Source organism: Pseudarthrobacter sp. PvP090 (assembly GCF_040547365.1).
Taxonomy (GTDB): Bacteria; Actinomycetota; Actinomycetes; order Actinomycetales; family Micrococcaceae; genus Arthrobacter.
In genome coordinates this window covers 93,838-119,482 of record NZ_JBEPPO010000010.1, presented here as the reverse complement: position 1 = coordinate 119,482, position 25,645 = coordinate 93,838, and the positions used below count along the sequence as shown (strand labels likewise).

Sequence of the window (25,645 nt, the reverse complement as noted above, 5' to 3'; positions counted from 1 at the left end):
TGTTTCCGGGCGTGGTCACTTAAGGGTCGGGTTCTCCGCGAAGACCTCGTCGAGGAGGCTCAGGTCGAAGATCTGCTCCGCCGTGGTGTCGTAGCCGGCCAGCTTGAGGATTTCGATGTTCTTCTCCATAAGCTCCTTGGAGATGGAGAACAGTCCGTTGCTGTCCGTGTCCGGGGTCTTGATGAGCTTGCTGTTCTGCGCCTCCGCCTGGGCCTTTTCCTTGTCCAGGGTGAGGCCGAGCTCTTTGCCGTAGACCTCCACGGCGAGTCTGGCAGATTCCGCCGGGTCCGCCAGTGCGTCCTTCCAACCCTTGATGGTGGCCGCCAGGAAGGCTTTCAGTTCTGTCCGCTTGTTCTTGATGGAATCCTCCGTCGCGACGAAACTTTCGGCGATGAAGGGAAGTCCGTTGTCCGCGAACGGCAGCACCGCGGTGGTGTGCCCGCCCAGCTCGAGGGTCAGGACCTCGTTGGTGAGATAGGCGAAGAACCCCTCAACGTCGCCGTTCAGCAGCGGCTGCGGATCGTACTGCACCGGCACCTTCGTGACCTGGGACGGATCAATGTTGTTGACCTCCAGGAGGGCATCGAACAGAGTCTCATTGACGCCGGCCTGCACGCCGATCTTCTTGCCGACCAGGTCACCGGGGGTGGTGATCGGCGTTCCCGCGAGCGACACGATGGTGAACGGGTTTTTTTGGTACGTGGAGCCGATGATCTTCAACGGCGCACCCTCATTGAGCACCACCGGGGCTACTCCCACGGGCGACGACGTGCCCACCAGCGCCTTGCCGGACAGGACCATGGTCTCCGCCGAAGCGCCGCCCGGGCCGCCCGCAATCAGGTTGACTGCCGTGAAGCCCGCGTCCTTGTAATAGCCCTTGCTGTCGGCGAAATACTCGCCGGCGAACTCCGCGTTCTTCAACCAGGACAACTGGACCTCCAGTGTGCCGAGGTCCCCCGCTGCGCCACTGGCCGTCGACGTCGCAGCACTTGTTTCGCCGCCGCAGCCGGTAAGGGCGACGAGTGCCACGGAGGAAATCCCTGCCAGCATCATCCGACGCGTCGGGCGCAATTCCGAACCAAAAGCCGTCATTCTACTTCTCCAAATCGGGAGCCGGTCGCATCAAAAGACGGCCCCCGCGGGGCCGTCTGGCACTGACCTTAGGGAACGGTTGTTTCAGGAATCCGCGCCTTGCCGTTTCCGCGAAGTTAACTCTCGGTTAGTTCGTTCGGTGCGGCGCCTCGCGTCACGGGGAGTTGTGCAGCCGGGTTGCCGCCGCCAGAGAGCAACGCGGCGTCACTCCCGGCCCATAATCCCCTCCGGGACGGGCGCGGTCTGACCCCGCGTTGCTTTGGGGTGACAGGCAGTATTGCGAAGTTAAATGGAAAGAACCCCGGTCCGAAGACCGGGGTTCTTTCATTTGCGTGCGCGAGGGGGGATTTGAACCCCCACGCCCTTTCGGACACTGGCACCTGAAGCCAGCGCGTCTGCCGTTCCGCCACTCGCGCGCAACTTCTTCCACGTAGTTGTTGGTCCAGAATCGGGCCTCGAACCTCGTAAAAGCAGCGAGATCAAGCATAACGGACAACTGCGGGAAAACACCAATCGGCCTCCGGAGAGGGATAGCTCAGCATATTCTGCGCCCGACATCCGGGCGCCCGCGCAGCCCGGACGGGGACCTCACCGCGGCACCTGGCCCGCGTCTCCGCCGGGGGCAGCGGACCGATGTCAGTGCACGTCAGGGCCGGTCCGGCGCAATTTCCCCGCACGGAGTGGCGACGCGCATTAAGGCCATTCCCAGACTCGCCCAGTAGTATCTGATGTAGGAGTGCCCGTTAGCAGCGGGCTCCCGCAGATGTGGGAAACCGAGTTCCGGAACGAATGCTGCCCTGCAGCCGTCACGAAAGGAGAAGGACCATGGGATTGCTGGACAAAGTCGAGCGCGGCATCGAAAAGGCCGTCCGCGGAGTCTTCTCCACCGGTTCTCGCGCCCAGGTTGAGCCTGTCGAGATCGCCAGCCACCTCCGCCGCGAGGTCGACAACAAGGCCATCACCATCGCCGCGGGACGAACCCTCGCCCCCAACGTCTTCGACGTCCTCCTCAGCGACGACGACTTCCAGCGGGCCCAGGAATGGGGCACCCCGCTTGCGGAGGAGCTCTGCGACGTGGTCATCAACCACGTGCGCAGCCAGGGCTACACACTCCAGGGTCCCGTCCGCATCAGTTTCCGCCGTGACGGGGACCGCCGCGCCGGCGACTTCGAGATCAAGTCCCGGACCGAAAAGACATCGTCCCCCTCCGCACCCGCCCAGCCGGCCGCGCACGCCGGAATGCCCGCCGCGCCGACGCGCCAGCCGTCCCGGATGCAGCCTGTGCTGGACATCGACGGGCAGCGTTACTCCTTGAACGCCCCGGCGATCGTGCTGGGACGCTCCTCCGAAGCAGACATCCTTATAGACGACACCGGTGTTTCCCGCCGCCATCTGGAAATCCGCACGGGACCGGGCGCCGCCCAGGCCGTGGACCTGGGCTCCACGAACGGCAGCTACGTCAACGGCCACAAGATCGTGGGCTCCTCGGAACTCACCGACGGCTCCACGATCACAATGGGACGGACCAAGATCATCTTCCGACTTTTGCCCGCCAGCCCAGGCGGCCGCCAATGAGCGAACTGACCATCACCGCCCTGCGCTTCGGCTTCCTCCTTCTCCTGTGGGTATTAATCTTCAGCATTGTCGCCGCCATGCGACGCGACCTCATGATCGGCCGCAAGGCAGCAGCGGGCGCTCCCACAGCGCGGCAGGTCCGTAAGAACCCGGCCCTGGCCGAACCGGCGGCCCCCGTCAAGCAGCAGCCCCGCCAACTGGTGGTGACCGAGGGCCCGCTCAAGGGCACCACGATCCCGCTTGCCGCAAGCCCCATCCTGCTGGGCCGCGCCCAGGAAGCCACCCTTGTGCTGGAGGATGACTACGCCTCGGGCCGCCACGCCCGCCTGTTCCCCCAGGGCAGCCGCTGGTTCATAGAGGATCTTGGCTCGACCAACGGCACCTATCTGGCCGACCAGCAGCTCACCAGGGCACTGCCCGTAGAGCTGGGTGTCCCCGTGAGAATCGGCAAGACGGTCATTGAATTGAGGCCGTAGCCATGGCCGCCCCGGAATTTCCCGCAGACAGGGCCGAAGGCAAAACAACTGCCCCCAAGCGGCCGCTCATCATGCGCTACGCCGCGCGGTCCGACGTCGGCCGGGTGCGCGCGAAGAACGACGACTCCGCCTACGTCGGCCGCCACCTCGCCGTCGTCGCCGATGGCATGGGTGGACACGCCGGCGGCGATGTCGCTTCTGCCGCCACGGTGCTGGACATGCTCCATCTCGACAGCGACGACTACGACGGCGACGCCGGCACCGTCCTGGCCGACGAGATCCAGACCGCCAACTCGCTGCTCTCCGAACTCGTCCATATCAATCCCAAGCTGGCCGGCATGGGGACCACCGTCACCGCCCTCCTGCTGGCCGAGGGAAAGCTACACTTCGCCCACATTGGGGACTCCCGCGCATACCGGCTCCGGAACGGCGAATTCGAGCAGGTCAGCGTGGACCACACCTTCGTCCAGCGCCTCATCGATGAAGGCCGGCTCCGCCCCGAAGAAGCGGAAAACCATCCGCACAAAAACGTCCTGATGCGCGTTCTCGGCGATGTCGACGCCAGCCCCGAACTGGACCTGGCAACGCTTGACGTCGAACCGGGTGAGCGCTGGCTGCTCTGTTCCGACGGTCTGAACTACGTGGCCGGCCATGTCGTGGAGCGCACCGTCCGGGAGACCCGAAACCTGCGGGAATGTGTCGAGCTGCTTGTGGACCTCACCCTGGAGGCAGGTGCTCCGGACAACGTCACCGTCGTGATGCTGGAAATCGTCGAACAGACCACCGACGACGTCAGGACCGCCGCCGTTGAAATTGTCCCGTCGACGTCGCCGCCGTCCACCGTCACCGCGACCGTATTCGAAGGCGCCCGGCAGGTCGGAAGCACCTTTGGTGCAGCGAAGACCGCCGAAGCACCGCAGCAGACGCAGGGTCCCCAGGCAACCGGAGCCTCCGCCGCCGCCCCACTCGTCCAGGGATCGGCTGCGGCCCCAACCCCGCGCACGGCCGCCGACTCCGCGTTGGACTCCGGCACAGCGGACGACAAACCGTCCGAGAGTGCCTCCGACAAGGGGGAACCGCCCACTTCCACCGACCCGCACCTCGGTGAGCATCTGTCCGCCGAGGTGCTTCGCGAGGAACTTGCCGGCCGCCCCCACGAACTTGTGGGCGCCGCCGCGGCCGCCGCGGAATCGGGTTCCATCCCCACCATCGCCGGGCGCACCATGGCCCGCCGGGCAGCGACAGTCCTGACGCACAAGTCGGATCAGGCGAGGGATGACGCCGAAGAATACCGACAGTCCGGCCGGCCCCGCCGCTGGGTCACGGTTTCCATCGCCGCCGCCATCGCGACGGTGCTCACGGTGGGCCTGTGGCTCGGCTATGCCTGGACCCAGACGCGGTACTACATCGGCGAGCACGACCAGCATGTGGCCATCTTCAACGGGGTCTCCCAGCGCCTGGGACCCATCCAGCTCTCCACCCTCGAAGCGGTGACCGAAATCCGGATGTCAGATCTGCCCGAATTTTCCCAACAGCGGGTCCGCCAGACCGTGCCGGCCCGGGACCTCTATGACGCCCAGAGGATCGTAAAGAACCTTGAGCGCACCGGCACCACCGCCCCCTCGGACGAATGCATCACCCCGTCCCCGAGCCCCGCAGCCCCCGGCGTGACGGCGGATCCCGGTGCCACAGCGAGTCCCGGCGCGGCGGGGACTGCGGCGCCCTCGCCGGCGGCGACAGCTCCCATCTGCGAGGTGGACAAATGACACCCATCGATCCCACGCCGCGGCCGCGGCGGAACGTTGAACTGGTCCTGCTGGTGCTGGCTCTCGCCGTCGGCATCGGGGCGAACGCCCTCGTCGGCGTAGATCAGCAGAAGGCCTTCGATACCGACTTCTGGTTCCAGTCGAGCCTGCTCGCCGCCGCCGCCCTCGCGTTCCACATCGTCCTGCGAGTGAGGGCCAAATATGCCGATCCGGTAATTCTTCCGCTGGTGGTAGCCCTCAACGGCCTCGGACTAGCCATGATCCACCGGCTGGACCGGGTCGGGGAGGACACGGGCAACAACCAGCTTCGCTGGACCCTTGTGGCCATGGCCGTCTCGATCGCCGTCATCTGGTTCCTCAAGGATCATCGGATCCTCCGCCGCTTCACCTACATTTCCCTGGCCGTCAGTGCGTTCCTTCTCATCCTTCCGCTGGTTCCCGGCATAACGGCCGGTGAAATCCTTGGCGCGCGGGTCTGGATCAAGTTCGGCTCGATGACCTTCCAGCCCGGTGAAATCGCAAAGATCACGCTCGCTATATTCTTTGCCGGGTACCTTTCCTCCAACCGCGACCTCATCCTGCTGGCCGGGCGGAAAGTCGGGCCCATCCAGTTCCCGCGGTTCAAGGACATGGGTCCCATGATCGCTGCCTGGCTCGTGAGCATCGGCGTGCTGATCTTCCAGCGGGACCTCGGCTCGTCGATCCTGTTCTTCGGCCTCTTTCTGGTAATGATCTACGTCGCCACGAGCCGCATCAGCTGGGTGATCATCGGCGTCGGCCTCATCGCTGCCGGCGGGTTCGTCGCTTCCCGTGTCTTCTCCCATGTCGCACTGCGGATTGACGGCTGGATCAATGCCTTCACGGACGAAGTGTACGGGCGGGCGTTCGGCGGCAGCCTGCAGATCGTCGAAGGGCTGTTCGGCATGGCCAACGGCGGGCTGGTGGGCACGGGGCTCGGCCAGGGACGCCCCAACCTGGTTCCCTTCGCCAACAGCGACATGATTATTGCGTCCTTCGGCGAGGAACTCGGGTTGATTGGCCTCATGGCGATTGTCCTGATGTACCTGCTGCTCTTCACCCGCGGCTTCCGTGCGGCGCTCGGCACCCGCGACGCCTTCGGGAAGCTGCTCGCCACAGGGCTGTCCTTCGCCATCGCGCTGCAGTGTTTTGTCGTGATTGGCGGCGTCACCCGCCTCATTCCCCTCACCGGACTCACCACCCCTTTCCTGGCTGCGGGCGGCTCCTCGCTGCTGGCCAACTGGATTATCGTCGGGCTGCTGCTGATGATCTCGCACACGGCACGGGGCCCGGTGGACACCACACCGCTGGCTCCCGGTGAGGAACCCGACCCACAGAAAGTAATGCCTGCCATGCCTTCGAAGCCGGCCACCGTACCCGGCACCGGGCGGAACAGCCCGGACGCCCCCACCGAGGCGGTGAAGCTGTGAACCAAGCCATTCGCAATGCCTGGATCGCCGCGATCGCGATGTTCGTCCTGATCTTCGGCGCCCTCAGCTACGTCCAGGTGGTCGGCGCGGACGAGCTGGAGGCCAATGCCTGGAATAAGCGCACCCTCCTGCAGAACTACTGCAACGACCGCGGTGCAATCATCGTCGGCGGCGCCCCGGTGGCAGAGTCGGTGCCTGCAGACGAGAGCTGCAAATTCCAGCGCACATACAACCAGCCGGAACCTTACGCCGGGATCACGGGCTATTTCTCGAGGAGCTTCGGCGTGACCGGGCTCGAGAAGACAATGAACAAGGAGCTCGCCGGCAGCTCGGACCAGCAGTTCCTGGACCGTGTCGGCCAACTCTTCCTGGGCAACCAGCCCAAGGGCGCCTCCGTGGAGCTCACGCTGGATCCCGAGATCCAGAAGCTCGCGTACAACCTCATTCCGGATGGCCAACGCGGATCGATCGTGGTGACCAATCCCAAGACCGGGGCGATCCTGGCCATGGTGTCCAAACCCTCCTACGACCCCAACCTGATCGCCACCCAGGACCCCGTGGCCGAGGCCGCCAACTTTGCCGAGCTGAACCAGGTCCCCGGAATCAACCTGAACCAGAACGTCAGCGGACCCACCGGTGAGCTGCTCGCCCCCGGCTCGGTCTTCAAGCTCATCGACACGTCCGCGGCGCTCAAATCCGGGAAATACAACAAGGACAGCGTGCTGCCCAACCCGGCGGCGATGTCCTTCCCCGGCATCGAATACACACTGCCCAACTACGCCGGCGGCAACTGCTACACCCGCGACACCGCGACATTCGCCTTCGCCCTGCAGCAGTCCTGCAACACGCCGTTCGCCAGCATCGCCCTGGACCTGGGGCAGCAGGCTATCGCGGATGAAGCGGAGAAGTTCGGCTTCGGCCGGGACTTCGGTGACCAGCTGAAGTTGGACTCCGCGCCGAGCTTCTTCCCCACCGAAGAGCTGGACGACGCCAGCCTGGCCCAATCCTCGATCGGCCAGCGGGACGTCCGGGCCACCCCGCTCCAGATCAACCAGATGACCGCCGCCATCGCCAACGGCGGGGTCCAGATGCAACCGAACCTGATCAAGGCCGTACGTTCCCCGGACCTGCGGCCGATCAGCGAACCGAAACCCCAGGCCCTGCAGACGTCCACGACGCCGGAGATCGCGCGGCAGATCAATGAGTGGATGGTCAGCGTCGTCAGCGACGGCATCGCCAGCAAGGCGGCCGTGCCTGGGGTCAAGGTGGCCGGCAAGACCGGTACCGCTGAACTCGGCAACGGCCTCAACAATTCATGGTTTACCGGGTTCGCCCCGGCGAATGACCCGCAAGTGGCCGTCACTATCGTCATGGAAGGCGTAGACATCACCACCGGCGCAAAGCTAACCAGTCCGAACGCGAAAAAGATTTTTGAGGCGGTGTTGAATAAGTGAGGCCTTCATCAGGAATCACCCTCGGCGGCAGGTTCCAGCTGACCACACGCATTGCGATCGGCGGCATGGGGGAAGTCTGGAAAGCCAAAGACCTGATCCTTGGCCGCATCGTGGCCATCAAGGTGCTCAAGGAGGAATACACGGGAGACCCCGGCTTTCTCCAGCGGTTCCGCGCCGAGGCGCGCCATACGGCACTCCTGAACCACGTTGGCATCGCCAACGTCTTTGACTACGGCGAGGAGGAAGGCTCCGCCTACCTCGTCATGGAGCTGGTTCCGGGCCAGCCGCTGAGCAGCATCATCGAACATGAACAGGTGCTCTCCCCGGACCGCACCCTGTCCATGATTGCCCAGACTGCGCGCGCCCTCTCGGTGGCCCACGCCCAAGGTCTGGTCCACCGCGACGTCAAGCCGGGCAACCTGCTGATCACTCCGGACGGCCGGGTTAAAGTGACGGACTTCGGCATCGCCCGTCTGGCGGACCAGGTCCCGCTCACGCAGACCGGCCAGGTAATGGGCACCGCCCAATACCTGGCTCCGGAGCAGGCCACCGGGCAGCTCGCTACCGGTGCCTCGGATATCTACGCCCTCGGCGTCATCGGCTACGAGTGCCTCACCGGGCACCGCCCGTTCTCCGGGGAATCACAGATCGCCATTGCGCTGGCCCAGGTTAATGACGCACCACCGCCATTGCCGGAGACGCTGCCGAAGCCGGTCCGGGCACTGCTGATGTCGATGCTGGCAAAGGATCCCAAGAACCGCCCGGCCGACGCCCTCAAACTGTCCGAGGCCGCCGAAGCCATCCGCAGTGGCGACATCTCCGCAGCTCACGCCGCCGTCCCGGGCATGCTTCTCTTCGAAGCAGCAACCGGGCCGATCACGGCACCGGTGGACCTCCCCACAGCGGCAACCGGTGTCATCGGCACGGAAGACCGTACGACGTCGGCCACCTCGGCGTTGCCGGTGGTCGGGGCCGCCGGGGCGGGCGCCGCAGCAGGGGTCGCCGCCGGAGCCGCCGCCGCCAGCGCGTACGGGGCCCGCAACACGCTGTCTCGGGCCGACGCCCTCGGCGCGGAACGCACGTGGGTCCAGGAGGACGAGGACTACGACGAGCCCGTCACTGAGCCGGCACGTCGCGGCCGGAGCCCCTGGACGTGGCCGCTGATTGCCCTGATCCTGCTGGTGCTGTTCGCACTGGTCGGCGTCATGCTGAGCCAGGCCGGGGTCCTGTTCCCGCAGACACCGGAGAGCAGCAGCACCGCCGCCGCGACCACCAGTGCGCAGCCGACCACCACCAGCGCCTCGCCCACGACTGCGAGCCCTAGCCCCAGCCCCAGCCCCACCAGCAGCTCCGCCGCACCCACACAATCCACACCGGCGGCCATTAATCTGATTCCGGAGAAGTACCTTGGACGGCTGTACAACGACGTCCGCGGTGAACTGATCGGACTGGGCCTGGGCGTCACGGGAGCAGAGGTTTTCAACGATTCCGCCCCCGGAACAGTGGTCGAAATCGACCCCGCCGGGCCCGTCCAGCCCGGCACCACCATCACGGTGTCCTACTCCAAGGGCCCGGAATCCGCGACCGTTCCCACCCTCCCGTCCGGTGCCAGCGAAGCGGCCGTACGGCGGGCCATCGAGAGCGCGGGCCTGCGCTGGGCCAAGGGGGCCGACGTCAATCCAACGAGCAAGAACGAGGACCCGGGAACCTTCGTCAGGTCCGAGCCCGCTTCCGGCAGCAAGGTGCCCGCCGGTTCCGTCGTGACCTACCATCTGGCCAAGGCCGCGGCAGCGGAATCAACCCCAAGTCCATCAGGAACGTAGTCCACGATGCCCACTTCACCTCGCACCCCATCGCACCGGGAGGACCGCGGCCCCGTGAACACGCACCGCGTTCTTAGCGGGCGCTATGAGCTGGGTGAGTTGATCGGCCGCGGCGGCATGGCCGACGTCTTTCGCGGCACCGACACCCGCCTGGGCCGCACCGTGGCGGTCAAACTGCTCCGCCCGGACCTGGCCCGGGACCCCCAGTTCCAGGCCAGGTTCAAGCGCGAGGCGCAGGCGGTGGCCGCCTTGAACCACCCTTCGATCGTTGCCATCTACGACACCGGGGACCACGCCGTCCCCGGGGACCACGAGGACACGGTCCGGGTGCCGTATATCGTGATGGAGTTCGTCTCCGGCCAGACGATCCGGGACATGATAAAGGCCAAGGAAGTCAGCATCGACCAGGCGATCGACTTCACTCTGGGCGTTCTCGCCGCCCTGGACTACAGCCACAAGGCCGGGATCGTGCACCGCGATATCAAACCGGCCAATGTGATGTTCTGCCCGGACTCCAACAGCGTCAAGGTGATGGACTTCGGGATTGCCCGTGCCATGGCGGATTCGGCGGCAACCATGACCCAGACCCAGGCCGTGGTCGGCACCGCCCAGTACCTTTCACCGGAACAGGCCCGCGGTGAGACCGTGGATGCCCGCAGCGACCTCTACTCGGCCGGCTGCCTGCTGTACGAGATGCTGGCGGGCCGGCCGCCCTTCATCGGCGACAGCCCCGTTTCCGTGGCCTACCAGCACGTGCGCGAAATCCCCGAACTGGCCAGTAGCTTGAATCCTGACGTCTCCGAGGCGCTGGACAGCGTGCTGATGAAGGCGCTGCAGAAGAACCGCGCGGACCGGTTCCAGGATGCCGCAGCGTTCCGCCGTGCCCTCCGGGCCGCGCGCAGCGGCGTCGGCGTTGCCGCGCCGGCCGCGAGCGAAGCTCCCACGGACCCCACCAATACGGTACCGGCCCCGGACGGTACGCCGGCGGCCCCCTTCTCCGTCACCGGCGCCAAGTTCCTCGACGAGACCCCCACCGGTCGTCTCCGGCCCGCGCTGGAGGCCTCCGCTGATGATGAAACCACCCTGATGGCGCAAGGCGTCGCTTATGGTGCCGCGGATACCGGCAGCCTGCCGCTGGTCCTGCCGCCCGAGCGCGAACACACTCCGCGTCAGCAGTCCCGGCGTCGGACCTGGATCACCGCACTGGTGATCGTTACCGTGTTGGTGTTGGCAGGCGGCGGCCTGTGGCTCTACAACCTGATGAACCAGGCGCCGCCCCCAGTCGCCAAGGTCCTGGTGCCGTCGGTCACGTCGCTGACGGAGACCGAGGCCCTCCAGAAGCTCTACAACGCTGGATTGAAACCACGGCTGAACCGGATGCAGCACGAGACCATCGCCAAGGGCATCGCGGTCGGCACGGACCCGGCGACGGGGAACTCGCTGGATCCGAATTCCGACATTACGCTCAACATCTCCGAGGGCCCCAGCGTCATCACCATCCCCGCCGACCTGCCTGGTCGCACGGAGGCTGCTGCCCGGGATGTGCTGCGCCAGAAAGGCCTCGCCGGAGCGCCGGGCACCACTATGGCCAACAGTCCCACGGTCCCGGCCGGCATCGTGATCACCACCAACCCGTCGCCGGGCCAGAACGTGGCCGCCGGCAGCATCGTGGAAATCATTGTCTCCACCGGCAAAGTGGCGGTTCCCCAGCTCGTCGGACTTCCCCAGGCAGAGGCCGAAGCCGCCCTGAAGGCTCTTGGCCTGGGCATGGTCGCCACGGATGTCGAAAACTCCCAGGTCGAACCGGGGAAGGTCACCGGACAGTCTGACGCCGCAGATTCCCTTGTGGAACAGGGCAGGACGGTTTCCGTCACCGTGGCCAAGGCTCCGCTGCCGTCGCCTAGTCGTTCACCCACGCCGACCTCGACGTCCACGAGGGGCACCAAGGGCGACTGAGCTTCCCCGGGCGGGCTCTAGTGCTTGATGAGCGGGCTCAGCGCCGCTGCACGCTGGGCCGCGCCGGACATGCCGAGGGACTCGAGCCAGTTCCCGAGCATCTGGTAGCCGCCCTCCGTCAGCACCGATTCCGGGTGGAACTGCACCCCGCAGAGAGGTGCGGTGCGGTGTTGAAGCCCCATGACAACACCCGTTCCCGTTTCCGCGGTGATCTCCAGTATGTCCGGGATACTCTCGCGGACGGCGGCGAGGGAATGGTAGCGGGTCGCCGTGAAGGGTGAGGGCAACCCGGCGAACACGCTGGTGCCATGGTGCTCCACAAGGGACGTCTTCCCGTGCATCAACTCAGGAGCGTGAGTGACGGTACCTCCATAAGCCTCGGCCAGTGCCTGGTGGCCCAGGCAGACGCCAAGCATGGGTTTGTTGTGGCCGCCGCACCACTTGATCAGCTCGATGCAGACGCCCGCGCCGGCGGGATTCCCCGGACCAGGGGAAATGAGGACGCCGTCGCGTGCCTCCGCCAGGTCGATCGCCTCGGCCAGGGTGACGTCGTCGTTACGGACCACCGTGGTCTCCGCGCCGAGTTCCTGGAGGTAGCCCACCAGGGTGTACACAAAGCTGTCATAGTTGTCGACGACGAGAATCTTGGTTGTGCTCATGGGTGCCTTGCTGAACCAATCGTTGAATCAGGGAACTGGGTGAATCTTGCCATCCCGGGCGTTCGCGGCGGACATCCCCGTGGTCTGAACTACAGCTAGAATTGGCTCCGAACAAGAACTTCAACATGACCAAGAGCGCTGACCGCCGGTGTATTCCTCCTTGCAGGATACCAAGCCAGGGTCCCGCTCCTGTTCCAGCCGCCTAGGAGGACCCGTGCCCGAGTCAAAGCGCCGCAAACGCACTGCCCACGAAACGCCGCAGACTTCCGCCGCGCAGGCCAACAAACCCAACCCGGTCTGGTTCAAACCCGTGATGTTCGGCCTGATGATCATTGGACTGCTGTGGATCATCACGTTCTACATCAGCGAGGGCACCCTCCCCGTCGCTGCCTGGGGATCCGGGAACATCATCGCCGGCTTCGGCATCGCCATCATCGGCTTCCTGATGACCACCCGCTGGCGTTCCTGAGCCCTGCGCCACTTGACGAAAGACCGGTACACCCTGTGTGCCGGTCTTTCCCGTTAACGTCCCGCCCTCCCTGGGGCTGATAATGCTGGAGCGGCGAACAATGCGAGCGAAGGAGTCTAGATGACCCCGGCAACAACCGGCCCGGTAATCGGCGACGACGGCCTGGCACGGCCCGCGTGGGCGGCCGTGGATCCGATGCTGCGGGACTACTACGACGCCGAGTGGGGACTTCCGGTGCGTGACGAGCAGGGTCTCTACGAGCGCATCAGCCTTGAGGGCTTCCAGGCCGGACTGTCCTGGGCCATTGTTCTCCGGAAACGGCCAGCCTTTCGGGCGGCATTTCACAACTTCCATCCAGAGACCGTGGCCGCCTTCACCGACGTCGATGTGGAGCGACTCCTCCTGGACGCCGGGATCGTCCGCAACCGACTGAAGATCCGGGCCGCCATCACCAACGCCCAGGCCACCATCGCGCTGCGGGACGACGGCGGACTGGCTGAGTTCGTTTGGGGTTTCCAGCCGGATTCCACTCCCGAGCCGAGAACCCACGAGGATATCCCCACTACGTCCGCTGAGTCGATCGCCCTATCCAAGGCGCTGCGCAAGCGGGGGTTCGCGTTCGTCGGGCCCACCACGATGTACGCCCTGATGGAAGCCATCGGAATGATTGACACACATCTGCTGGACAGCCACCGCCGGGGGACCTCCGGTATCTGGCCTGGCTAAGCCCCGCGCCGGTGTGCACAACTCAGGCCAAAGTTATCCACAATGTTGATAAGTCCTTGTCCGCTTCCGTCCGTGCGCACCACCCTGCCCCTGCCCTGTGGCCCCCAGACCGCTGTTCCGGAGAACGTTCGCCAAGGAGTTCCAGGTTTGTGAGTTATTAACAGTGTGGATTCCCTGTGGATAAGTTCCGCGCGGGCCCCTGTCCTAGGAACGGCCACCCGCGGGGGTACGCGGACGGGCGTTCTCCCGGTCCGCAGACCTGCACACACAAGTTATCCACATAGCAACACACCAGTACCCACAAACTTATCCACAGCTGGGGATAACGGGCCCAAACTAGGGCTCTTCCGGCGGTGCCGGCCCCACATGGCGCCAATCCGGCCGGGGATGCGGCAAGTACCACTTTATTAACACTGTGAATAACCCTGTTGAAATAAGATTTGATCCCGGTCCCGGCCCGCTGGTGGTGCGTGCAACCGCGCTGCCTGTTCCGCCACGCAGGGTCCATTAGCTCTCCGGGCCCTGGCTCCGCGCCGGAGTTGTCCACTTAACCACAGGCACGCCCACAGGAGTTATCCACAGTTGTGGAGATCCGGAAGCGCCCCGCTCCGAAATCGCCCGGTGTGGCCCTCAGATCCGGGACAGCGTTCTGAACTACAGGCATGTAAGTTACCAACAGTGTGGATAACCCCTGTGGACAACTATCCGGCGGGAGATGCGCGCCGAACCCTTTTGGCGTCAGGGCGCGTCTTTACGGCCGTTGGCGCCGCGCGGAAACGCAAAAAAGCACGCCGGGCACGGCGCGCTGTGGAAAACGGGGACAAGCGGCTGTGGGCAAGGGCCTTCGCCGCTGAGGCCCAGACAGCCCAGACGTCCGTGAAGGCTTCGGGGGCCGCCACGGGTCCACGCTCCCGCCCAGTTGCTCTCAACCCCACACTGCCGCGGCCGCGGAAATCCGTGGTTCCAAGGGGCGGGGGCGTGCTCGGGCACCGAGCAACTGGGCTGGAACGGCGCAGGGCACGAGGGCAGGCGCGGGAAGGGCCCAGGAGGGCGGAAGGCCCCGCGGGCTCAGGCGGCGGCGACGCGGAGGGCGGAGACTGCGATCAGCAGGGCGAGAACCAGAACCAGGCCGCCGGCCTGCAGCAGGCCCTGACGAGGGCCGCGGGGCGTGTACGCCAGGACAGCGGCACACAGGGCGCCTGTGACTGCACCTCCAAGGTGGGCCTGCCAGGCGATCGAAGGGACGACGAAGCCGATGGCGCCGTTGATTAGGATCAGCACCCAGAGTTGCCTGGTGTCGCCACCGCGGCGGCGTTGGACCACCAGCATGGCCCCGAAAAGCCCGAAGATTGCGCCGGAAGCGCCGACGACGCCGCTCAGCGGCTGGCCCGGGACATACCCCGGCGTCAGCAGGAGGTATCCGACTGATCCGCCAACAGCCGACAGCAAATAGACCGCCAAAAAGCGGATTCGTCCTAGGAGAGGCTCGAGTGCCTGGCCGAATACCCACAGCATGTACATGTTGAGCACAATATGGAGGATGAAGCCCTGGGAATGCAGGAAGGCGGACGTCACCATCCGCCAAGGTTCGAAAACGCCATACTCCGGGCTGGCATAGACAGTGGCGAACGCCAGATTTTGGTAGATCGCGTCGTTGGGGACCAGCCATTGAAGCACAAAGACGAAGGCACAGAGCCCGATAAGCGAAAGGGTGACCACGGGTTTTCCCGTGGTCACGGCGCCGCCGTAGACGGTCTTGACGTCCGGCGTCGTGCGTTTTGTTTCGTTGACACAGTCAACGCATTGGAATCCGACGGCGGCCGCCCGCTGGCAGTCGGGGCACGCAGGGCGCCCGCAGCGCTGGCAGCGCACATAGGCGGGCCGATCCGGGTGCCGGGGACACACCGGGATCTGCGCGGACGGCTCAGCCGCCGGAATTCCGTAGCTCATGCGCTGGGCTTAGAGCTTTTCTACATCAATGCTGTTGATGGTGACGTCCTCGACCGGGCGGTCGCCCATTCCGGTGCGGACACCCTCGATGGCGTCAACTACCTTCTTGGAGTCATCGTCCGCCACCTCGCCGAAGATGCTGTGCTTGCCCTGCAGCCAGCCGGTGGGGATGGTGGTGATGAAGAACTGCGAGCCGTTGGTGCCGCGGCCCATCTGGATGCCGGCGTTCGCCATGGCCAGCTTGTAGGGCTCGTTGAAGGTCAGTTCCGGGTGGATTTCGTCGTCGAACTTGTAGCCCGGTCCGCCAACGCCACGGCCCAGGGGATCGCCCGCCTGAATCATGAAGTCCTTGATGATGCGGTGGAAGATGGTGCCGTCATAGAGCGGCGTCCCGGTCTTGTCCTCGCCGGACTCCGGGTGGGTCCAGGCCTTCTCGCCCGTGGCCAGTCCGACGAAGTTGTCGACGGTCTTGGGGGCGTGGTTGCCGAAGAGGTTGACGACAATGTCGCCCATGCTCGTGTGGATGGTTGCTTTTGCAGTTGCGATGGCAGTCATAGGCCCTATTCTTCCACGACAGGCCTTTGTACACAGGGCCGGTCCGCCAGTTCCGCGCTGGGTGAAATCCGCCCAAAATCGGCGTGAAGAATAGCCGGTGAGGTCCGGGACACGTAGGCTAACTGCAGAACCGTCACATTAATCGGGAGGTAGTTGTGAAGAAAACGGATCGTATTGCCCGTGAGCTGGAGCATTCAGTCAGCACCGGAGTAGTAACCGCCAAGGACTGGGCAGGACCGCGGGTTGAAGCAGCCGTCAGCTGGGCCGTTCCGCGTCTGCAGCAGGGACTGGATACCGCTTCTCCCAAGATCCAGGAGGGTCTCAAGTCGGCGGCCTACAATCTCGCCGACGGCGTTGCGACGGTAACCCCGCGTCTCCAGGATGGACTCGCACAGCTCGCACCCAAGATCAACGACGCCGTCGAGGGCGCCACCCCGCGCCTTCACGAGGCGCTGGACAAGGCGACGCCGGTCATCGCCAACGCACGCGACCGGGTGGTCGTGGAGTACCTGCCGAAGCTGTCCGACCAGATCGGCCACGCCTCCGACGCCGTGCATCGCACGCTCCAGAGCGCCCCGGCGCACGTGGATGCAGTAGCCCAGCGGCTCGGCGAAGCAGGAATCATCCACTCCGTGCAGGAGCAGGCAAAGACCGCGGGAGGCCACGTCAAGGTCGCTGCGAACAAGGCGAGCAGGGCCGTCAACGGTGAACTGGTTAAGAAGCAGAAGCCCAAGCACCGCGGGCTGCTGATCTTCGGTATCATCGCCGCCGCCGTTGCCGCCGGTGTTGCCGCCTGGCGGGCCTCCAAGCCGGTCGAGGATCCTTGGAAGACGCCGGCTCCGGTCACACCGGCGCCCGTTCCGGCCACCACCGTCAACGACGTCAAGGATTCCCTCACGGCTGCTGCCGGCCAGGCCGGCGCAGCCACGGTTGCCGCCGCTGACACCGCCGCAGACGCGTCGGCTGACGCTGCCGAATCGACCGACGACTCTGTGGACAAGGCCAAGCACGCGGCCGAGGACGCTGTCGAGGACGTCAAGGACGCTGCCGCCAAGGTTGCCACCGATGCTAAGACCGCCGTCCGGAATATCGCCGCAAGCCGCAACAACGGCACAGACAAGACCACCGGCAGCTAAGCCAGATCACGGTCTGCCTGCGGGCAGCCGTGGAGGGAGGGGCTCCGCCAGCGAGGCGGGGTCCCTCCCTTTTTGCGTGATGTTTACCAGTTCGTAGCCGGGGCGCTGCCCGGTACCGGGCTGGAAAAACCGCGTTGATGCTAAATTTGGGGGAATGTCACCCGAAAAATCCTCTGAGGATGCCTTACATGATGCTGTGCAGCCGCTGGCTGTATCCATTGTTATCCCGGCCTATAACGAGGAAAGCGTCATCCGGCAGTGCCTCATTGCCGCCGTGTATCAGTCTGTCCCTGCACACGAGATCATCGTGGTCGACAACATGTCCAGGGACCGCACGGCCGACATCGTCCGGCAGATGCAGCTGGAATACCCGGAGAGCCCCATCATCCTGCTGAGCCAGGACCGGGACCAGGGGCTGATCCCCACGCGCAATTTCGGGCTCGACCATGCCACGGGCGACATCCTGGGCCGGATTGATGCCGATTCCGTCCTGGAGCCCGACTGGGTTGAGCAAGTGCAGAGGGCCTTCCGGGACAAATCCGTACATGCCGCGACCGGCCCGGTGGTCTATTACGATATGCCGATGCGACGCTTCGGCCTGAAGGCCGACGACAGAATGCGGCAGCTGATGCTCAGGCTGGCCAAGCACCAGTATCACTTTCTCTTTGGTTCCAACATGGCTCTCCGGCGTTCCGCGTGGGAGATCATCCGGGCCGAGGCGTGCCGGGATGAGAAGGACGAGATGCACGAGGACATCGATCTGTCCCTGCACCTGGCCGAGAACGAGCTCCGGATCCAGTACTGGCCGCAGATGGTCTCCGGCATGTCAGCACGCCGGCTGGAAGATTCCCCCCGCGACTACCGCTATTACGTGACGCGCTTCGACCGCACCTACAAGGCCCACAACGTCAAGAAGATGGCGCTCAAGGCCCCCATGGTGGTCTTTTTCTCGGTGTACTTCCCGGCCAAGCTGCTGCGTGCAATCCACACGGTCAACACGGCCCAGCCTGCGCGCCGCGGCGGCCAGTAACTCACACAGCGCCGACGGAGCCGCCCGTCGTCGTCAGTCGGTCCCCAGCTCAGCAAGCCCGGCGGCAGTCCGCCGTACAGTGCGTGAACTGCGCTGCCCCGCGACGACGACGGCGAGCCCCACCAGGATCATCGCGAGGCCTGCGTAGGTCCCGGCCGGGAGGGTCTCGTCCAGGAACGCTGCAGCGAGCAGCGCTGCCCCCGGAATCTCCAGCAGGATGATCATGGACACCAGCAGCGGACTCATGGTGGCGAGCAGGTGGTTAAATGCCGTGTGACCGATCAGCTGGGCGCACACTGTGATTGCCAGGATGCCAAGCCAGCCAGCGGCTTCGAAGCCTACCAGCGGCTGCTGGGAGAGCAATGCAAGCACCGCCACGCCGCCCGCGCACATCCCGTAGCACAGCGTGGTGTAGACGCCCGTCCCCATGGTCTGGCGCGCCTTACCGCCGGCCAGCGTGTAGATACCGGCGAGGGCCCCGCCAGCCACAGCCAGGAGGTCGCCCAGCAGGGCGTCCGGCGACGTGCCCATGTCGAACCCGGTAATCGCAACGACGCCGCCAAAGGCGATCCCCAGGCCCACCAGGACCGGCCACCGGTGTTTGACGCCCCGGAAGAGCTGGAAGACGGCGATCCAGCCGGACTGCAGGCAGACAAGAGCGGTGGCCGCCGCCACCGACGTCAACTGCAGCGAGGTGATGAAGCAGGCGAAGTGCAGCGCCAGGGCGACGGCAGCCGCCAGGGACCAGCGGAATTCCCTACCGCTGACCCGGCCTAACTGGCGGGGGTCACGGACCAGCACTGGGCCCGCCATGACGACCGACCCGATGGCATTGCGCCAGAAGGCGATGGCCAGGGCACTGACGGAGGTGGCCCCCAGGGTGGCGGCAATGAGCGGCCCGGACGAGGCCACACCGAGGACGCCCAGGGCGGCAAGGAAGAAGTTCACGGTCCAACACTAGTGGGGACGCGGAGCTGCCAGCTGGGGCCCGTGAATCCTTGACCGCGGCGGGCGGCGGTGCCAGTCTTAAATCCGGTCTCACCATCATCCACAAAGGAGACCAACATGGCTTCAACCATCCGCAAGAGCCTGGACAATCCGGAGGAGACCCGACCCGTCAAGGACGGCATGGGTCAGGTGGAGCTCGTCAATCTGGACGCCGGTGCCGTGGCACGGGTGACGTTCCTGCCCGGCTGGAAGTGGTCTCTGCACGTCAAACCGATCGCGCAGACCGACAGTTGCATGGTTGCCCACAAGGGATATACGATCTCGGGCCGCCTCAAGGTTGTGATGGACGACGGCGAGGAGAACGAGTTCGGCCCGGGTGACTTCGGCGTCATCCCGCCGGGGCACGACGCATGGGTCGTCGGCGACGAACCGTACGTTTTCATCGACTGGCAGGGCATGAGCGACTACGCCAAGCCCAAGGAATGAGGAGCCCATCCAGGTGCCTGGCAGGGCATGCAAAAGGCCCCGGACCGCGTTTCCGCGGTCCGGGGCCTTTCCTATGGTGGAGGCACGGGGACTCGAACCCCGAACCCCCTGCTTGCAAAGCAGGTGCGCTACCAATTGCGCCATGCCCCCATAAGAAGCAACCCGACAATCATACCCTAGTTCGAGGAGCCGATTTCCGGCTCCCGATCCGGGAATCCGGGCTAGTCAACCGTGTCGGTTGATTCGCTCCAGACCGTCTTCCGGGCCTCGGATTCCTGCACTTTCCTGTAGAGCAGGACGCCTGCGATCGTAGCTGCAACAACGAGCAACTTCTTCACATGCACCCCGTTCCGGTTCGGCGATAAACAAATATCAACCGGACCTCCACTTGAATCAGTACAGATTCCGTGGGCGTACCAGGACTTGAACCTGGGACCTCTTCGTTATCAGCGAAGCGCTCTAACCGCCTGAGCTATACGCCCCGATGCCTCATCGGGCCGAGATATGACTGTACAGCACATCCCGGCCCGATCTCAAATCGAGGCATTTCCCCGGGAAAAGTCCGGGAAAACTTCGGGTTTTAGTCGTCCGTGAGGGTGACGCCGATGCCGCCCACCAGGGTGGCCGAGATGTTGTAGAGCACAGCCGAGAGCATCGACAGTGCTGTCAGCAGGACGACGTTGATGACGGCGATGATGGTGGCGAAGGACGCCACCTGTCCCAGTGACGCGACCTTCTTCAATTCGAAGCCGCCGCCTTCGGATCCGGCCAGGGTGCCGAGCAGACCGTCGACCTGGTCGAAGATCCCGGTCAGGTCCAGGACCGTCCAGAGCACGATGGCGGCCACGACGGTCACGATGCCCAGAGCCACCGAGAGCAGGAAGGCCATCTTGAGCACGGACCAGGGGTCGACCTTGCTCACCAGCAGGCGGGCGCGGCGGACCTTGGCCTTGGGGGCCGGCTTGATCAGTCCGGCCGTGCTTTGGCTTTGGCCCGGCGTGGCCGGACGCTGGCCCGGCGTGGCCGGACGCTGGCCCGGAGCCACGGTGCTTGCCTGCCCGGGACGCTGTCCGGGGACCTGCGGCCGCGGCGTCGTGCCGGTGACGCCGCTCGCCACCCCGGGGCGCTGATCGGGACGGGACGGCGCGCCCACCCGCGGCGCGGCGGCAGGCTGCCGCACGCCGCCGGGAACGCCGTTGTTCGGCTTGGGATATGAGTCGGAATTACTCACGCGTTACCTCCGGTGTTGTCTTCGTCCAGCTCGGCATTGCCTGATGACTCATCTGACTCCGGGGCCGGTGCTGATTCTTCCGCTGCGGACCCCTCATGTGGTCCGTTATTTTCAGCCAACGTTACGTCATCCGCCGCCGATGCCTGACTTTCGGCAGCATCGTCTGCATCTTCGGCTGCATCCGAGTCGTCGGTTTCGAGGCCTCGTTCGCTGTTGCGCGCCACTTCGATAATGCGGTCGTTCTTGTCCGGCTTGGCAAAGATGACACCCATGGTGTCACGCCCCTTGGCCGGCACTCCGGCCACGGAGGAACGGACCACCTTGCCGCCTTCCATGACCACCAGGACCTCGTCTTCTTCCTGGACGATCAGGGCGCCCACGAGGTGGCCGCGCTCCTCCTGGTACTTGCCGACCTTGATCCCGAGGCCGCCGCGGCCCTGGAGGCGGTATTCCTCCACCGCGGTGCGCTTGGCGTAGCCACCCTCGGTCACGACGAACACGAAGGAACCGTCTGTGACCACGTCGGCCGCCAGGAGTTCATCGTCCTCGCGGAACTTCATTCCGGTGACACCGGACGTTGCCCGGCCCATCGGCCGCAGGGCCTCATCGGTGGCGGTGAAGCGGATCGACTGGCCCATGCGGGAAACCAGCATCAGGTCATCCGTCTCGGAGACCAGCTGGGCGGAGACCAGCTCGTCGGCGTCGCGCAGGTTGATCGCGATGACCCCTGCGGAGCGGTTGGTGTCGTAGTCCTCGAGGCGGGTCTTCTTCACCAGTCCGCGCTTGGTGGCCAGGACCAGGTACGGCGACTGCTGGTAGTCCCGCAGGTCCAGCACCTGGGCGATGTGCTCGTCCGGCTGGAAAGCGAGCAGGTTTGCCACGTGCTGGCCCTTGGCGTCACGTCCGGCCTCCACGAGTTCGTACGCCTTTGCCCGGTACACCCGGCCGAGGTTCGTGAAGAACAGCAGCCAGTGGTGGGTTGTGGTCACGAAGAAGTGCTCGACGACGTCGTCGCCGCGCAGCTGCGCACCCTTGATGCCCTTGCCTCCGCGCTGCTGCGACCGGTAGTTGTCGCTGCGGGTGCGCTTGACATAGCCGCCGCGGGTGATGGTGACGACCATTTCCTCTTCGGGGATCAGGTCCTCCATCGACATGTCGCCGTCGAAGCCCAGCAGGACCTTGGTGCGGCGGTCATCGCCGTGCTTGGCCACGATTTCGCCCAGCTCGGTGCTGATGATCCCGCGCTGGCGTTCCTCGGAGGCCAGGATCGAGTTGTACTCGGCGATCAGGGCCTCGAGTTCGGCGTGGCGGTCCTGGATCTTCTGGCGTTCCAGTGCCGCGAGCCGCCGCAGCTGCATGTCCAGGATGGCGCGGGCCTGGAGTTCATCGATGTCCAGGAGCTGCATCAGGCCGTCGCGGGCCGCTTCGGTGGTGTTGGAAGCCCGGATCAGCGCGATGACTTCGTCGAGCGCGTCGAGCGCCTTGAGGAGGGCGCGCAGGATGTGCGCTTCCTCCTCAGCCTTGCGCAGGCGGTAGCGCGTGCGTCGTGCGATGACATCCATCTGGTGGGTGACCCAGTGGCGGATGAACGCATCCAGGCTCAGCGTGCGGGGCACACCGTCCACGATCGCCAGCATGTTGGCTGCGAAGTTATCCTGCAGCTGGGTGTGCTTGTAGAGGTTGTTCAGCACCACCTTGGCGACGGCGTCGCGCTTGAGCACGATCACCAGGCGCTGGCCGGTGCGTCCCGAGGTTTCATCACGCAGGTCCGCGATGCCCGAGATCTTGCCGTCCTTGACGAGCTCCGCAATCTTGATCGCCAGGTTGTCCGGGTTGGCCTGGTACGGCAGCTCCGTGACCACCAGGCAGGTGCGGCCCTGGAGTTCCTCTACGCTGACCACGGCACGCATGGTGATCGATCCGCGGCCCGTGCGGTACGCGTCCTCGATCCCCTTGTGGCCCAGGATGGTGGCGCCGGTCGGGAAGTCGGGTCCCTTGATGCGCACGATCAGCTCTTCGAGCAGTTCCTCGCGGCTTGCGGTCGGGTTGGACAGGTACCACTGCACGCCGTCGGCGACCTCGCGGAGGTTGTGCGGCGGGATGTTGGTGGCCATGCCGACGGCGATGCCCGAGGAGCCGTTGACCAGCAGGTTCGGGAACCGCGCCGGCAGGATGGTCGGTTCCTGGTTTTTTCCGTCGTAGTTGTCCTGGAAGTCGACGGTTTCCTCGTCGATGTCGCGGACCATCTCCATGGCCAGCGGGGCCATCTTCGTTTCCGTGTACCGCGGCGCAGCGGCGCCGTCGTTGCCGGGAGAACCGAAGTTGCCCTGACCCAGTGCCAGCGGGTAGCGCATGGTCCAGTCCTGGATCAGGCGGACCAGCGCATCGTAGATGGCGGTGTCGCCGTGCGGGTGGTACTGGCCCATGACCTCGCCGACCACACGGGCGCATTTGTTGAAGGACCGTTCCGGGCGGTAGCCGCCGTCGAACATCGCATAGAGCACCCGCCGGTGGACCGGCTTCAGGCCGTCGCGGACGTCCGGAAGGGCACGTCCCACGATCACGGCCATCGCGTAGTCGAGGTAGGAACGCTGCATTTCCGTTTGCAGGTCAACCTGTTCGACGCGGTCGGTCAGCACATCGGTGTCAAGGACAGTGCCCTCGATAATGGGCTCGCCACCGGCCGGGCCAGCCGGAACTTCTGGTGTTTCGTCGCTCATAGTCTATATTTTCCGTTTCAGGTATATATCGGTTCGGGAATATTTAGGGCTTCTGGGCGCTAGATATCGAGGAACCGAACGTCCTTGGCGTTCTGCTGAATGAAGTTTCGGCGCGATTCGACATCTTCGCCCATCAGGGTGGAGAAGGTCTGGTCCGCGGCCAGGGCGTCGTCCATGGTGACCTGCAGCAGGGTGCGGTGATCCGGATCCATGGTGGTGTCCCACAGTTCCGTATAGTCCATCTCGCCGAGGCCCTTGTAGCGCTGGATGCCGTTGTCCTTGGGGATGCGGCGGCCGGCGGCCTGGCCGGACAGCAGCCGGGCATCGCGCTCCCGGTCGCTGTAGACGTAGTCGTGCGGGGCGTTGGACCACTTGATCCGGTACAGCGGCGGCTGCGCGAGATAGACGTAGCCGTTCTCGATCAGCGGGCGCATGTAGCGGAACAGCAGGGTCATCAGCAGGGTGGTGATGTGCTGGCCGTCGACGTCGGCATCGGCCATGAGGACGATCTTGTGATAGCGCAGTTTGCTCAGGTCGAAGTCCTCGCCGATTCCCGTGCCGAACGCGGTGATCATTGACTGGACCTCGGCGTTGCCGAGGGCCTTGTCCAGCCGGGCCCGTTCGACATTCAGGATCTTGCCGCGCAGCGGCAGGATGGCCTGGGTCTCCGGGTTGCGTCCGCGTTTGGCCGAACCGCCGGCGGAGTCGCCCTCCACGATGTAGACCTCGCACTTCTCCGGGTTCTTCGAGGAGCAGTCGGAGAGTTTGCCGGGCATGCCGAAGGACTCCAGCGGGCTCTTGCGGCGCGCGTTGTCGCGGGCCTTCCGCGCTGCCATCCGGGCCTGGGCTGCCGAGATGGCCTTGCGGATGACGTCGCGGGCCGGGCCGGGGTTGCGTTCGAGCCAGTCGCCCAGTCCGTCCGTGACGACGCGCTGGACGAAACCCTTCACCTCGGAATTGCCGAGTTTGGTCTTGGTCTGGCCCTCGAACTGCGGCTCGGCCAGCTTAACCGAGATGACCGCCGTGAGGCCTTCGCGGATGTCGTCACCGGTGAGGTTGTCATCCTTTTCCTTGATGATGCTCTTCTCCCGCGCGTAGCGGTTGATCAGCGAGGTCATCGCGGCGCGGAACCCCTCTTCGTGGGTGCCACCCTCGTGGGTGTTGATGGTGTTGGCGTAGGTGTGGACGCTCTCGGAGTACGCGTTGGTCCACTGCATCGCCATTTCCAGGGCGATGTGCCGTTCCTTGTCCTCGGTTTCGAACGCGATGACGTCCTCGTGGACCACATCGACCTTCTTGCCGGAGTTGAGGTGTTTCACGTAGTCCAGCAGACCGTCGTCGTACTGGTACACGACGGTGTGGAACTCGGCCGGGACTTCGCCTTCGGTCGGAACGGCGTCGAGGTCCAGGTCTCCGTCCTCGGACGGTTCCTCGGCGGCGCGCCTCTCATCGGTGAGCGTGATCCGCAGCCCCTTGTTCAGGAAGGCCATCTGCTGGAAGCGGGCGCGGAGTGTTTCGAAATCGAAGTCCGTGGATTCGAAGATGCCGGCATCCGGGTAGAACGTCTGGGTGGTACCGGCTTCGGATGTCTCCTCACCCTGGACCAGGCCGCCCTGCGGCTTGCCGCCGTCGGCAAAGGACATCCGCCAGACGTGGCCCTGCCGGCGGACCTCGGTGTCGACGCGGCTCGACAGTGCGTTGACCACGGAAATGCCCACGCCGTGGAGGCCGCCGGATACGGCGTAGCCGCCGCCGCCGAACTTGCCGCCCGCGTGCAGGATCGTCATGACGACCTCTACGGTGGGCTTGTGTTCGGTCGGGTGCATGTCGACGGGGATGCCGCGGCCGTTGTCGACCACCTTAACCCCGCCGTCCGCCTGCAGCACGATTTCGATGTGGGTGCAGTACCCGGCCAGGGCTTCGTCCACCGAGTTGTCCACGACTTCATAGACCAGGTGGTGCAAACCGCGCGGCCCGGTGGAGCCGATGTACATGCCGGGACGTTTCCGGACAGCCTCCAGGCCTTCGAGCACCGTGATGTCGCTGGCGCCGTAGCCGTGGGGAGGTGCGGCTTCCGGCGCGGTATCCGCCGTTCCCGCCACTACTGGTTCCACTGCCGGGATCTCTGCATTGTCGTTAGCCACA

At 65.1% G+C, this 25,645-nt stretch carries 21 protein-coding genes and 3 tRNA genes; 12 read left to right on the top strand and 12 right to left on the bottom strand.

What is annotated here, in order from left to right; translation table 11 throughout:
- Positions 1-15 precede the first annotated feature (15 nt).
- Entirely contained in the window at positions 16-1,029 is a 1,014-nt protein-coding gene (locus ABIC21_RS13260; RefSeq protein ID WP_354350856.1) for an ABC transporter substrate-binding protein, read from the bottom strand.
- Between the two features lie 396 nt (positions 1,030-1,425).
- A tRNA-Leu gene (locus ABIC21_RS13255) sits at positions 1,426-1,508 on the bottom strand.
- Between the two features lie 409 nt (positions 1,509-1,917).
- On the opposite strand from ABIC21_RS13255, the gene ABIC21_RS13250 reads away from it, so the two are divergent.
- Genes ABIC21_RS13250 through pknB form a run of 7 tightly spaced genes read left to right on the top strand, consistent with a single transcriptional unit; the run spans position 1,918 to position 11,590 of the window.
- A complete protein-coding gene (locus ABIC21_RS13250; protein WP_354350855.1) occupies positions 1,918-2,667 on the top strand; it encodes an FHA domain-containing protein in 750 nt (249 codons plus the stop codon).
- Positions 2,664-3,143, top strand: coding sequence for an FHA domain-containing protein FhaB/FipA (locus ABIC21_RS13245; RefSeq protein WP_024368146.1), 480 nt, complete (start codon positions 2,664-2,666; stop codon positions 3,141-3,143). The genes ABIC21_RS13250 and ABIC21_RS13245 overlap by 4 nt, the downstream gene beginning before the upstream one ends.
- Positions 3,144-3,145: 2 nt before the next feature.
- Positions 3,146-4,909 carry a PP2C family protein-serine/threonine phosphatase gene (locus ABIC21_RS13240; RefSeq protein WP_354350854.1) on the top strand — a complete coding sequence of 588 codons (1,764 nt, stop codon included), beginning with the start codon at positions 3,146-3,148 and terminating at the stop codon, positions 4,907-4,909.
- Complete coding sequence (locus ABIC21_RS13235) at positions 4,906-6,357, top strand: FtsW/RodA/SpoVE family cell cycle protein (protein WP_354350853.1); 1,452 nt, start codon at positions 4,906-4,908, stop codon at positions 6,355-6,357. The genes ABIC21_RS13240 and ABIC21_RS13235 overlap by 4 nt, the downstream gene beginning before the upstream one ends.
- Entirely contained in the window at positions 6,354-7,811 is a 1,458-nt protein-coding gene (locus tag ABIC21_RS13230) for a peptidoglycan D,D-transpeptidase FtsI family protein (RefSeq protein ID WP_354350852.1), read from the top strand. Before ABIC21_RS13235 ends, ABIC21_RS13230 begins: the two co-directional genes overlap by 4 nt.
- Entirely contained in the window at positions 7,808-9,634 is a 1,827-nt protein-coding gene (locus tag ABIC21_RS13225) for a protein kinase domain-containing protein (RefSeq protein ID WP_354350851.1), read from the top strand. The genes ABIC21_RS13230 and ABIC21_RS13225 overlap by 4 nt, the downstream gene beginning before the upstream one ends.
- Before the next feature lie 6 nt (positions 9,635-9,640).
- Positions 9,641-11,590: a Stk1 family PASTA domain-containing Ser/Thr kinase gene (gene pknB, locus ABIC21_RS13220; protein WP_354350850.1), complete on the top strand. Its 1,950-nt coding sequence runs from the start codon at positions 9,641-9,643 to the stop codon at positions 11,588-11,590.
- A gap of 17 nt (positions 11,591-11,607) precedes the next feature.
- Here pknB and ABIC21_RS13215 read toward each other — a convergent pair whose 3' ends face one another.
- Positions 11,608-12,249, bottom strand: coding sequence for an anthranilate synthase component II (locus ABIC21_RS13215; RefSeq protein ID WP_354350849.1), 642 nt, complete (start codon positions 12,247-12,249; stop codon positions 11,608-11,610).
- Positions 12,250-12,463: 214 nt separating this feature from the next.
- On the opposite strand from ABIC21_RS13215, the gene ABIC21_RS13210 reads away from it, so the two are divergent.
- Together ABIC21_RS13210 and ABIC21_RS13205 are read left to right on the top strand one after the other, a co-directional pair.
- Positions 12,464-12,718: a cell division protein CrgA gene (locus ABIC21_RS13210; RefSeq protein WP_354171480.1), complete on the top strand. Its 255-nt coding sequence runs from the start codon at positions 12,464-12,466 to the stop codon at positions 12,716-12,718.
- A 120-nt stretch (positions 12,719-12,838) separates the two neighbouring features.
- A complete protein-coding gene (locus tag ABIC21_RS13205; protein WP_354350848.1) occupies positions 12,839-13,444 on the top strand; it encodes a DNA-3-methyladenine glycosylase I in 606 nt (201 codons plus the stop codon).
- A 1,068-nt stretch (positions 13,445-14,512) separates the two neighbouring features.
- Here the strand turns inward: ABIC21_RS13205 and ABIC21_RS13200 are convergent.
- Both ABIC21_RS13200 and ABIC21_RS13195 read right to left on the bottom strand, forming a co-directional pair.
- Entirely contained in the window at positions 14,513-15,394 is an 882-nt protein-coding gene (locus ABIC21_RS13200; protein ID WP_354350847.1) for a rhomboid family intramembrane serine protease, read from the bottom strand.
- 9 nt (positions 15,395-15,403) lie between these two features.
- Positions 15,404-15,949, bottom strand: a complete 546-nt coding sequence (locus tag ABIC21_RS13195) for a peptidylprolyl isomerase (RefSeq protein WP_354350846.1) — start codon at positions 15,947-15,949, stop codon at positions 15,404-15,406.
- Positions 15,950-16,104: 155 nt separating this feature from the next.
- Between ABIC21_RS13195 and ABIC21_RS13190 the strand changes: the two genes are divergently transcribed.
- Both ABIC21_RS13190 and ABIC21_RS13185 read left to right on the top strand, forming a co-directional pair.
- Entirely contained in the window at positions 16,105-17,085 is a 981-nt protein-coding gene (locus ABIC21_RS13190; RefSeq protein WP_354350845.1) for a hypothetical protein, read from the top strand.
- Positions 17,086-17,239: 154 nt separating this feature from the next.
- Positions 17,240-18,115: a glycosyltransferase family 2 protein gene (locus tag ABIC21_RS13185; protein WP_354350844.1), complete on the top strand. Its 876-nt coding sequence runs from the start codon at positions 17,240-17,242 to the stop codon at positions 18,113-18,115.
- Between the two features lie 33 nt (positions 18,116-18,148).
- Here ABIC21_RS13185 and ABIC21_RS13180 read toward each other — a convergent pair whose 3' ends face one another.
- Entirely contained in the window at positions 18,149-19,063 is a 915-nt protein-coding gene (locus ABIC21_RS13180) for a DMT family transporter (protein WP_354350843.1), read from the bottom strand.
- Positions 19,064-19,180: 117 nt separating this feature from the next.
- Between ABIC21_RS13180 and ABIC21_RS13175 the strand changes: the two genes are divergently transcribed.
- The gene (locus ABIC21_RS13175; protein ID WP_354350842.1) at positions 19,181-19,549 is read left to right on the top strand and encodes a cupin domain-containing protein; all 369 of its coding nucleotides are present in this window, start codon (positions 19,181-19,183) and stop codon (positions 19,547-19,549) included.
- 74 nt (positions 19,550-19,623) lie between these two features.
- On the opposite strand, the gene ABIC21_RS13170 is transcribed toward ABIC21_RS13175, so the two are convergent.
- From ABIC21_RS13170 to gyrB, 6 genes are all read right to left on the bottom strand, one after another.
- A tRNA-Ala gene (locus ABIC21_RS13170) sits at positions 19,624-19,699 on the bottom strand.
- 71 nt (positions 19,700-19,770) lie between these two features.
- On the bottom strand, positions 19,771-19,887 hold the full coding sequence (locus ABIC21_RS13165) for a DLW-39 family protein (RefSeq protein ID WP_282378815.1): 117 nt from the start codon (positions 19,885-19,887) through the stop codon (positions 19,771-19,773).
- A gap of 70 nt (positions 19,888-19,957) precedes the next feature.
- A tRNA-Ile gene (locus tag ABIC21_RS13160) sits at positions 19,958-20,031 on the bottom strand.
- A gap of 98 nt (positions 20,032-20,129) precedes the next feature.
- Positions 20,130-20,780, bottom strand: a complete 651-nt coding sequence (locus tag ABIC21_RS13155; RefSeq protein ID WP_354350841.1) for a DUF3566 domain-containing protein — start codon at positions 20,778-20,780, stop codon at positions 20,130-20,132.
- The gene (gyrA, locus tag ABIC21_RS13150; RefSeq protein ID WP_354350840.1) at positions 20,777-23,500 is read right to left on the bottom strand and encodes a DNA gyrase subunit A; all 2,724 of its coding nucleotides are present in this window, start codon (positions 23,498-23,500) and stop codon (positions 20,777-20,779) included. Before gyrA ends, ABIC21_RS13155 begins: the two co-directional genes overlap by 4 nt.
- Before the next feature lie 59 nt (positions 23,501-23,559).
- Positions 23,560-25,644, bottom strand: coding sequence for a DNA topoisomerase (ATP-hydrolyzing) subunit B (gyrB, locus tag ABIC21_RS13145; protein ID WP_354350839.1), 2,085 nt, complete (start codon positions 25,642-25,644; stop codon positions 23,560-23,562).
- Position 25,645: the final 1 nt, after the last annotated feature.